Source organism: Mycobacterium sp., from assembly GCF_049281135.1.
GTDB lineage: Bacteria > Actinomycetota > Actinomycetes > Mycobacteriales > Mycobacteriaceae > Mycobacterium.
Map to the genome: position 1 here is coordinate 1 of NZ_JBAPRN010000014.1, position 8952 is coordinate 8952.

Genomic DNA, 8952 nt, shown 5'->3' on the forward strand with positions numbered 1-8952 from the left:
CGGCCGCCCTCACCACTGTGGCGGTTTGCGCCAGGTGCTTCTGCTGGACCGTCGGTATCACGATGTCTTTGGTGAATTTGTCGTAGTAGGCGAGAAAGTCGCCGGTGAGGTGTGATCTCGCTCTGGCGAAGTCGTGATCCATGCTTTCGCTCGAATAGGACAGTGCCGCAACTGCTCCGTCGGAGGCCGCTCGGATCGCCCGCTGGGCCGCGGCATCATCGATCTGTCGATCCGGACGGTATTGAAGAACGAATAAGCAAGCCGCCAGTCCGACCGCGGCGACGACTGACGCCGTCAGAAGGATCGAACCCCAGTGCGCGAGAAGGCGGGAGGCGACTCGATCGATCGCAGTCGTTGTGTCGAGACGCGATTCGTCGACGGAGGGATCCTCGTCGGCGGTCTCGGCATCGTCGAGCGGCGACTCTGATTCGGAATTCATTGGACGAAATCAAGTTTCGACATCTTGAGCCGATCCCCGTCCCGATCGATATTGACACTGAGTCGCCAGAAGACCGGCGGCCGCACCGACTTGTCAGGGTTGATGGTGTCGGATTTCGCGACTACCAAAACGACCGCTGAATTATCTGTCATCGACTCGACCGCGACGTCTTGCACGGTGGCCTTCGTGGTGACCTGCGCATCCTGGGCATTCTTGGCCATGTAGCCCGACGTCGCTTCCAGCTGGCTCTTGAGTGCTCCCGTCGTGTCGTCGATGGTGTGCTGGAGATTCTCCGCAGCGTGCGCGGGGTCAATCGACATCAGCGTTGCGACTTCCTCGCGGGCGGCTGCGGAAAATTCTGCCGCACGTTGCCGTTGCTGCACGAGTGCGCGGTGCTGCCAGACGATGTAGCCGCTCGCCGCCAATGAGGCGCCAATGACCACGACCGCGAAGCCGACACCCACCGCTTTGCGGCCAGGACGAGGGAGCCGCCATGGCCACCGAAGCCTCGACCGCCGGCGAACCGGCTGAGCCTCAGCGTCGTCGGTCTGTTCGCTTGAACCGGCCTCGGCCTCCCGACGCAATTCTGCGGCACGCGCTCGTGCGGCCTCGGCGCGCTCCTCGGCACGAACGAGCTCTTCTTCTGCTGCCGCGAGCGAATCTGGAGACTCGGTGGAGGACGGGTCGGTACCGAAGTCCGTCACTGGTCCAAGACAATCGCCGGCGCAAGCGCACCGCGACTCACGGCTCGTTCCGGGCTACACACGGAGAATCACGTTATCACCCCAAAGTCGCTGGCCGGACGGGGTATGACGACGCGCAACATAGTCCGGCTACCTACCGTTGGTGATCTTCTCCGAATAAGAGAATTTTCTTATCGCCCATGCAAAACTATTGCGGTGCGTTTCATCGTGGCGGTGGTGGCTGCGCTGAGCGGAGTCGGCGTGGTGATGCCGCCGACGGCCGCCGCGGGGCCGACCGTCTGCGACTATCCGGCCTGCACTCCAGGCATCGCGCCGAACATGGTGCTGGGTGCGCCGTGCGACAACACGACCTACTACGCGTTCGGGGTATCCGGCGGCTACGTGCCCGCCACCCAACCCGGACGTCTGATGTTCTGCGGCTCGCCGAGGCGTTACGAGCCGCGATGGTTCCGCTCACCGCCGATGGCGGGCATCAAAGAAGAGAACACCGACTGCCACCTGTATAACAACTACGTCGCACAGGCGCCCGACGGCCTTTTCCTGATCTGCATCGCGCAGCAAGTTCACGCATTCTGGACCCGCGCAGATACCTGAGTTACTGCGCCACAGCACATTTGCTCCGTCAATCCTGTCGATGCAGGAATCCGTGCAGAATCGCTTGGACGAGTTCGTCGACGATGGCTTGTCGCGGCGGCGGCTCTGTTCCGAAATACGTGGAGCGCAATGCGGCCATGCCGGCAATCATGGCGACCGTCGAGTGGGCGGGCAGGTCGGGACGGCTGGTACGCATGCCGCGGATGCGCATGCCTTCCGCGCCGATCTGGCTGAGCACGGTGAGGGCTCGCCTGATGTCGGCGATGCCCGTTTCGGCCAGTTCGTCCTCGCTGAGAGCCTCTGCCGCCATGAGCGTCAACAGCAGCCCCTGGTGTTCGACGAACACGTCGTATAGCTGCCCGACGAAGCGTCGAGTCAGCTCGTCTTCGTCGGCCTCCTCGTGGACGACCAACTCCCACGTGCGGCCGAAGTCGTCGACGAATTCGGTGAACGGCAAGACCAGGGCTTCTCGAAACAACCCCGCTTTCGAACCGAAATTGCGAAACAGCAGATGCTCGGTAACGCCTGCGGCTTCGGCGATTTCACGTGTTGTGGTGCTGCGGTAATCCTGGCGGGCGAAGAGGTCGCGGGCCGCGGCGAGCAGCAGCTTGCGTGGCTCGCCCCGCGGCCGCCGTGACCCCGGGGTCACGGCCTCGACCGGCTTTTTAGCAGAGGCGCGCTCAGGCAAGGGTGTCTACTCCTCGAGCCGAATCTGGTGGTTGACTGTTCATAGGATAGTCGTCACTATCTAAAGGGTTGTATTTTTCATGGGAGAGGTGTTGGGCGTGGGTGCTGTGATCATGCTAGGCACGCTGTTCGGATTGATAGCTCTGGTGTTCGGCCTGGTTCTCCGCTTCGACCCGGAAGCGCGGCGCACTCCGAGCAATGACGGCCACCCGTGAACGCGAAGATGACGCCCCTGCTGGAAGGGCAGATGTACTTCGCCTACGTCTCGGGGTTCGCTTTGATTCTGATCGGGGCCTATCTGAGCTACCGTCGCCGACGCGTGCACCCACTCCTTCTGCTGAGCATCTCCGCGCTCTCGTTCTCCTGGATCGAGTCCCCTTATGACTGGGCGATGTATGCACAGTTTCCGCCCGGTCTGCCGCGGATGCCGTCGTGGTGGCCGCTGAATGTGACGTGGGGCGGGCTGCCGTCGTCGGTGCCCATCGGTTACGTCTCCTACTTCGTTCTTCCCGCCCTGATCGGAGCCGCACTCGGCCGATGGCTGAGCGCAAAATTTCACTGGCGCAGACCAATTGCCCTCCTGACGGTGGGCCTGCTGGTGGGCTTCTGTTGGGCTTTCGTGTTCAACGCCATTACCGGCGCCCACTTCGGCAACTTCTACTACGGCTACGTGATCCCCGGACTCGCGATATTCGAGGGAACCAAACACCAATACCCGCTGTACGACTCGTTGGCCATGGGCATCGAGATGATGGTCTTCACCTACCTGCTCGGGCGCACCGATGTCGAAGGCCGCAACGTCATCGAGATGTGGGCCGACAAGAAATCGAAAACCCGCCTGCAGTCCTCGGCCCTGTCCATCGTCGCCGTCATCGTCGTCGGCCACCTTGTCTACGGCTCGGTGTTCGCGCCGCATCTCATCACGAAGTTGGGCGATTGGGTGACCGCAGGACCCACCGAGCAGCTATTCCCGGGCACGCCCAACCAGCCCCGCTAGCAGAAGGTTGATCTTGAGCGATTCGAAAGTCGATGTGTACTACGACCCGTACGACCACGCGATCGACGACGACCCCTATCCGGTGTGGAAACGGATGCGCGCCGAGGCGCCGCTGTACTACAACGACAAGTACAACTTCTACGCGCTCAGTCGCTATGACGATGTCTCACCCGCACTGCACGACTGGGAGACATATCGTTCGGGACGAGGCACCACCGCCGACGTCCTGTTCAGCGGTATCGACATTCCGCCCGGCATCTTGCTATGGGAAGACCCGCCGCTGCACGACCTGCACCGCCGCCTGTTGTCGCGGGTTTTCACTCCTCGCCGCATGTTGGCGGTCGAAGGGCTGGTGCGTGACCTGTGTTCGCGTGCACTGGATCCGCTGCGCGACTTGGACGGTTTCGACTTCGTCGCCGACCTCGGTGCGATCATGCCGATGCGGACGATCGGCTACCTGCTCGGTATTCCCGAGGAAGGGCAGCAACAGATCCGCGATCGCAACGATAAGAGCATCACGGTCGAGTCCGGGGGCACTCTGCTCAGCGCGACGACCCTGGAAGAGTCGATCGGACAGTTCGCCGATTACATCGAGTGGCGGGCGACGCACCCTTCCGACGACCTGATGACCGAGCTGCTCAACGCGCACATCGAGGAACCCGACGGAACCATGCGACCGCTCGACCGCGGTGAAGTCGTCGCCTACACCGCGATGATCGCCGGCGCGGGCGGTGAGACCACCGCTCGACTGATCGGGTTCATGGGTGAGTTGCTCGGCGAAAATCCGGATCAGAGAAGAGAACTCGTCGCCGATCCCTCGCTGATCCCGTCAGCGGTCGAGGAGACGTTGCGTTACGAGCCACCGTCGCCGGTGCAGGGTCGTTACGTCGCCCAGGACACCGAGCTCTACGGGCAGACCGTGGCCGAAGGGTCGTACATGCTGTTGCTCAACGCGTCGGCAAATCGTGACGAGACACACTTTCCTGATCCCGATCGCTATGACATCCACCGTAAGGCAGCACATTTGAGCTTCGGGCAGGGTTTGCATTTCTGCCTCGGCTCATCGCTGGCCCGGCTGGAAGCGCGGGTCGCGTTCGAGGAGGTGTTCAAGCGCTGGACCGATTGGGACGTCGACTACGAGAACGCCAGCAGGGCGCGGACGTCCAGCGTACGAGGCTGGGCCCGGCTGCCGGTCAAGATCGCATAGCCAACAGTCACTGCAAAACAACGGGTTTGAGACCACTGAAGGAGGAAGCGATGACCGCAGGCAAGTACCGCGTGGTGGTGTGGGCGACCGGAGGGATCGGGTCGATCGCCATTCGCACCGTCACCAACCGCCCCGACCTCGATCTGGTCGGAGTCTGGGTGCACTCCGACGAAAAGGTGGGCAAGGATGCCGGCGAGCTGGCCAACGGCGATCCCATCGGTGTAGCCGCGACCAACGACGCTGACGCGCTGATCGCCCTCGAGCCCGACTGCGTGATCTATGCGGCCGCCGGACCCGAACGCGACGCCCTGGCGATTCCCGACTACGTGAAATTGCTTGCCGCAGGCATCAACGTCGTCACCACCAGCACCACCCGGCTGGTCAACCCGCACGCCTACGAGCCCGCCGAGTGGCGCGAGCAACTGGTCACCGCGGCCAAGCAGGGACAGGTGTCGCTGTATGCCTCGGGCATCGAACCCGGCTTCGCCGCCGACTACCTGCCGCTCGTGTTGTCCACCCAATCGTCTTCGATCGAGTCGATCCACTCCTATGAGATCGGGCTGTATGACGACTACGGCGTGCCCGACATCATGATCAACGGATTGGGCTTCGGACAGCCGCTGGACTACCAGCCATGGATCTCATTTCCTGGAGCCATCGCCGGTGAGTGGGCGGGCCAGCTCCGGCTGATCGGCGACGCCTTCGGCGTCGAAGTCCAAGAAGTACGCGAAGACTTCGACCGCGCTGTGACCAACGAAACCCTGCACGTCGCAATGGGTACCGTCGAGGCGGGAACCTGCGGGGCGATCCGCATGAAAGCCATCGGCGTCGTCGACGGTCGTGAGGCGATCATCGTCGAACACGTCACCCGGCTGGCGCACGGCGTTGCTCCGGACTGGCCGACCGGCATCGGCGACCTGTCCTACCGCGTAGTGATCACCGGTGATCCCGACATTGACTGCACCCTGGCGGCAACGCTGCGCGACCCTGGCCGGGCCGGCATCGGCTCGATGACCTCGGGTGCCGGCGCGATGGTGGCCACCGCGATGCGCGTCGTCAACGCCGTGCCCTATGTCGTCAACGCAGCGCCCGGGCTCCTCAGCGCCGTCGACCTGCCATTGACCATTCCGAAGAATGTCTTTGCAACGCAACAGAGTTGAGCGGAGCCCCTCGGGAGGGGCTCCGCTGGATGGCGGTCGTTGCACTCCCGTGTGGAAAGGATGTCGACGGTCGTGCTGACGATGCGTTTCGACATGAGGGTTCCTGATTGGACCGGGCCGGCGGCCGCTCAGTATTCCGCGGTTTTGGACATGTGCGAGTGGGCCGAGACCCGCGGGGTGGCGTTATCGGTGCTGTCGGAGCACCACGGGGCCGACGATGGGCATCTACCAACCCCGCTGATCCTCGCGTCGGCCGTCGCGGCGAGAACCCAGGAGATGGCGATTCTGTTGGCGGCGGTGCCATTACCGCTATGGGATCCGGTCCGGCTCGCCGAGGAGATCAATGTGCTGGACCTGATCAGCGGGGGCAGGGTTTCGTACGCGTTCGGTGTGGGCCATCGCGAGGAGGAGTACGCCCACTTCGGCATCGACCTGGCTGCTCGCGGCCGGCTCGCCGACGAGTATCTCCGGGTTCTGATAGCGCTGGTTCACGGTGAGTCGGTCGAGTTCCGGGGCCGGCGGGTGCGGGTCACGCCACGATGCGCTTCAGCCAGCGGGCCCCCGATGATGATTGCCGGCGGCAGCAAGGCCGCGGTCCGCAGGGCCGCCACGCACGGCCTGGGCTTCATCTCCCAGGTCGACCGGCCCGAGTTGAGGACCTACTACGAGGCCCAGTGCCGCGCAATGGGCAACGTCCCGGGCTTCCTCCAATTCCCGGTACCTGACTCTCCGACAGCGGTTTTCGTCGCCGAGAACGTCGATCAGGCGTGGGAACAGCTGGGTCCGCACCTGCTTCACGATGCCGCCATGGCCGCGTCCTACCGGCACGGGGACGACTCGGTGGCCAGCATTACCCGGGCGACGACCGTGGCCGAGCTGCGTTTGGCCGGGGGACCGTACCGCATCTTGACACCCACGGCGGCAACGGAATTCGTCCGGGCTGGGAAATCGCTGCCCTTGCATCCATTGTGCGGTGGCATCGAACCCGACATGGCGTGGCGCTATCTGCGGACGGCGGTGGCGGCCCATCAGCAAGCCCAGATGGTCCACGGATGAGCAAGGAGGAGGCGGTGACCGACCCCATTCGCGTGGTCGTATGGTCGACCGGAGGCGTCGGTTCGGTTGCCGTGGATGGTATTCGGCACCGGCCAGATCTGAAACTGGTTGGGGTGTGGGTTCATTCACCCGACAAAGTTGGCAAAGATGCGGGCGAACTCGTCGGTGGCGACCCGATCGGGCTAACCGCGACCAACGACGCCGACGCGCTCATCGCACTCGAGCCGGACTGCGTCGTGTATGCCGCCAGCGGCCCGCAACGCGACGCGGGCGCGATTCCCGACTATCTCAAGCTGCTCGCCGCGGGCATCAACGTCGTGTCGACGTCGACGACCAGCCTGGTGTACCCGCCGTCGTACTTTGCCACCGAGTGGCGCGATCAGCTCGCCGCCGCGGCCCACGCCGGTGGCGCGTCGTTCTACGCATCGGGGATCTTCCCGGGATTCGCATCCGATCAGCTCGCGCTGCTGATGACCACCCAGTCCAAGAAGATCCGCACGCTCACGGCCACCGAAATCGCACTCAACGACCACTATCCGGTAGCCGACGTCATGATCAACGGGATGGGCTTTGCCCGCCCACTGGACTTCGAACCCATGCTGAAGACACCTGGCTTCATCGAAATCGCTTGGAAGGCACCAATTCACCTCATTGCCGACGGGCTCGGCGTGCAGGTCGAGGAGATTCACGGCAGCTTCGATCGCGAATTGACCGACCGCGACATCGAGGTGGCGTTCGGCACCATCCCGGGCGGCACGTGTGGGGCGGTGCGGACCAGGGCGGCCGGGGTGGTCGGGGGCCGCGAGGCGATCGTGATGGAGCACATCATCCGGATGGCCCGCGACGTCGCCCCGAACTGGCCGACGTCCGAGACCGACGCCACCTACCGGGTCGACATCGAGGGCGACCCCGACATTCACTGCGCGATGACGGTGGGCGCCGCTCGAGGGCATGGCGCCGGTCATGCGGCGATGGCCGCGACCGCGATGCGGGTCGTGAACGCCGTGCCGTATGTGGTGGCTGCGCCGGCAGGGTTGCTCAGTTCGCTGGACATTCCGAATACGTTGCCGCGTAACGTATTTCAATGAGGGCCTGTCGACCCTCACGGGGCTACTGGACCGGTGCCAGCGCCGGCCGCGGGGTGAACGTGAGGTGCAAGTTGCTGAGCCCACGCAGGATGTAGGTCGGCTCGAAGGTGTAGCGCCGCTCGTTGGCCGGCCCGTGCTGAGTCTCACTGATGGCGACGTCGGACATCCGGTCCAGGATGCGCTCAAGCGAGACGCGGCCTTCGACGCGGGCCAGTGGTGCGCCGGGGCAGGAGTGCACGCCGCGGGCGAACGCCATGTGTTCGCGGACGTTCTTGCGGTCGAGTTGGAATTCGTGCGGGTTCTCGAACCGGCGTGGGTCACGGTTGGCCGCGCCGGGCAACACCATCACGATGGCGCCGACGGGGATCTCGACGCCGCCGACGGTGGTCGCCCTGACGGCGAGCCGGGAGTCACTCTTGACCGGGCTCTCGGTCCGCAGCGATTCCTCGATGAAGCCCGGGATCAGGCTGCGGTCCTCGCGCAGCTTCTGCTGAACTTCGGGCCGGTCGCCCAGTGCCTGCAGGGCCGCGGACAGCAGCTTGGCGGTGGTTTCCTGACCGGCCGCGAAAAGGAATGTCGCCGAACGACTTACCTCGATCACCTCAGGTGTGGATCCGTCTGGGTATTTCGCCGTCGCGAGCGAGGTCAGCACGTCGTCACGGGGAGAGCTGCGCCGGTCTTCGATGTACGAGCAGAACTTGTCATCGAGCCACTCCAGCGGGTTGATGCCGACCGATTCGTGATCGAGCGCGCCGACCCGCGCGCCGGGACGGTCCGCGCCCAGCACCGTGCGGAACTGCTTGTGGTCTTCCTCGGGAACACCGAGGAGGTCGGCGATCACCAACGTCGCAAAGGGTTTCGAATATTCGGAGATGAACTCGCACTCTCCGTTGCCGAGAAACTCGTCGAGCTGGCGATCGGCCAGCTGCCACATGAATTCCTCGTTTTCCTTCAGTCGGCTCGGCGTGAGTAACCGGCTCAGGATCGAGCGCGCACGAGTGTGATCCGGTGGATCCATCG

Annotated in this window: 10 protein-coding genes; 6 read left to right on the forward strand and 4 right to left on the reverse strand. The window is 64.0% G+C overall.

Annotation, left to right across the window (positions count from 1 at the left end; genetic code table 11):
• Together WAN02_RS00365 and WAN02_RS00370 are read right to left on the reverse strand one after the other, a co-directional pair.
• On the reverse strand, positions 1-439 hold a 439-nt coding region (locus WAN02_RS00365), incomplete at its 3' end, for a hypothetical protein (protein ID WP_422261734.1).
• Complete coding sequence (locus tag WAN02_RS00370; protein WP_422261736.1) at positions 436-1143, reverse strand: hypothetical protein; 708 nt, start codon at positions 1141-1143, stop codon at positions 436-438. The genes WAN02_RS00365 and WAN02_RS00370, both read right to left, overlap by 4 nt.
• Positions 1144-1389: 246 nt before the next feature.
• On the opposite strand from WAN02_RS00370, the gene WAN02_RS00375 reads away from it, so the two are divergent.
• Positions 1390-1737, forward strand: a complete 348-nt coding sequence (locus tag WAN02_RS00375; protein WP_422261750.1) for a hypothetical protein — start codon at positions 1390-1392, stop codon at positions 1735-1737.
• 28 nt (positions 1738-1765) lie between these two features.
• On the opposite strand, the gene WAN02_RS00380 is transcribed toward WAN02_RS00375, so the two are convergent.
• Positions 1766-2425, reverse strand: coding sequence for a TetR/AcrR family transcriptional regulator (locus WAN02_RS00380; protein WP_422261738.1), 660 nt, complete (start codon positions 2423-2425; stop codon positions 1766-1768).
• Between the two features lie 210 nt (positions 2426-2635).
• Between WAN02_RS00380 and WAN02_RS00385 the strand changes: the two genes are divergently transcribed.
• The 5 genes from WAN02_RS00385 (at position 2636) to WAN02_RS00405 (ending at position 7932) form a co-directional block, all read left to right on the forward strand.
• Entirely contained in the window at positions 2636-3421 is a 786-nt protein-coding gene (locus WAN02_RS00385; protein WP_422261740.1) for a spirocyclase AveC family protein, read from the forward strand.
• A gap of 13 nt (positions 3422-3434) precedes the next feature.
• Entirely contained in the window at positions 3435-4628 is a 1194-nt protein-coding gene (locus tag WAN02_RS00390) for a cytochrome P450 (RefSeq protein WP_422261742.1), read from the forward strand.
• A 50-nt stretch (positions 4629-4678) separates the two neighbouring features.
• Positions 4679-5788 carry a dihydrodipicolinate reductase gene (locus tag WAN02_RS00395; protein WP_422261744.1) on the forward strand — a complete coding sequence of 370 codons (1110 nt, stop codon included), beginning with the start codon at positions 4679-4681 and terminating at the stop codon, positions 5786-5788.
• Positions 5789-5869: 81 nt separating this feature from the next.
• Entirely contained in the window at positions 5870-6844 is a 975-nt protein-coding gene (locus WAN02_RS00400; RefSeq protein WP_422261752.1) for an LLM class flavin-dependent oxidoreductase, read from the forward strand.
• Positions 6841-7932, forward strand: coding sequence for a dihydrodipicolinate reductase (locus tag WAN02_RS00405; RefSeq protein ID WP_422261746.1), 1092 nt, complete (start codon positions 6841-6843; stop codon positions 7930-7932). Before WAN02_RS00400 ends, WAN02_RS00405 begins: the two co-directional genes overlap by 4 nt.
• 22 nt (positions 7933-7954) lie before the next feature.
• Here WAN02_RS00405 and WAN02_RS00410 read toward each other — a convergent pair.
• The coding region (locus WAN02_RS00410; RefSeq protein WP_422261748.1) for a cytochrome P450 at positions 7955-8952 on the reverse strand (998 nt) is incomplete at its 5' end.

What these genes read in the sequence shown, in the direction of transcription:
- WAN02_RS00400 (WP_422261752.1), top strand. Translation starts at nt 5,870, where the DNA reads ATGCGTTTCGACATGAGGGTTCCTGATTGGACCGGGCCGGCGGCCGCT.
- WAN02_RS00395 (WP_422261744.1), top strand. Translation starts at nt 4,679, where the DNA reads ATGACCGCAGGCAAGTACCGCGTGGTGGTGTGGGCGACCGGAGGGATC.
- WAN02_RS00375 (WP_422261750.1), top strand. Translation starts at nt 1,390, where the DNA reads ATGCCGCCGACGGCCGCCGCGGGGCCGACCGTCTGCGACTATCCGGCC.
- WAN02_RS00405 (WP_422261746.1), top strand. Translation starts at nt 6,841, where the DNA reads ATGAGCAAGGAGGAGGCGGTGACCGACCCCATTCGCGTGGTCGTATGG.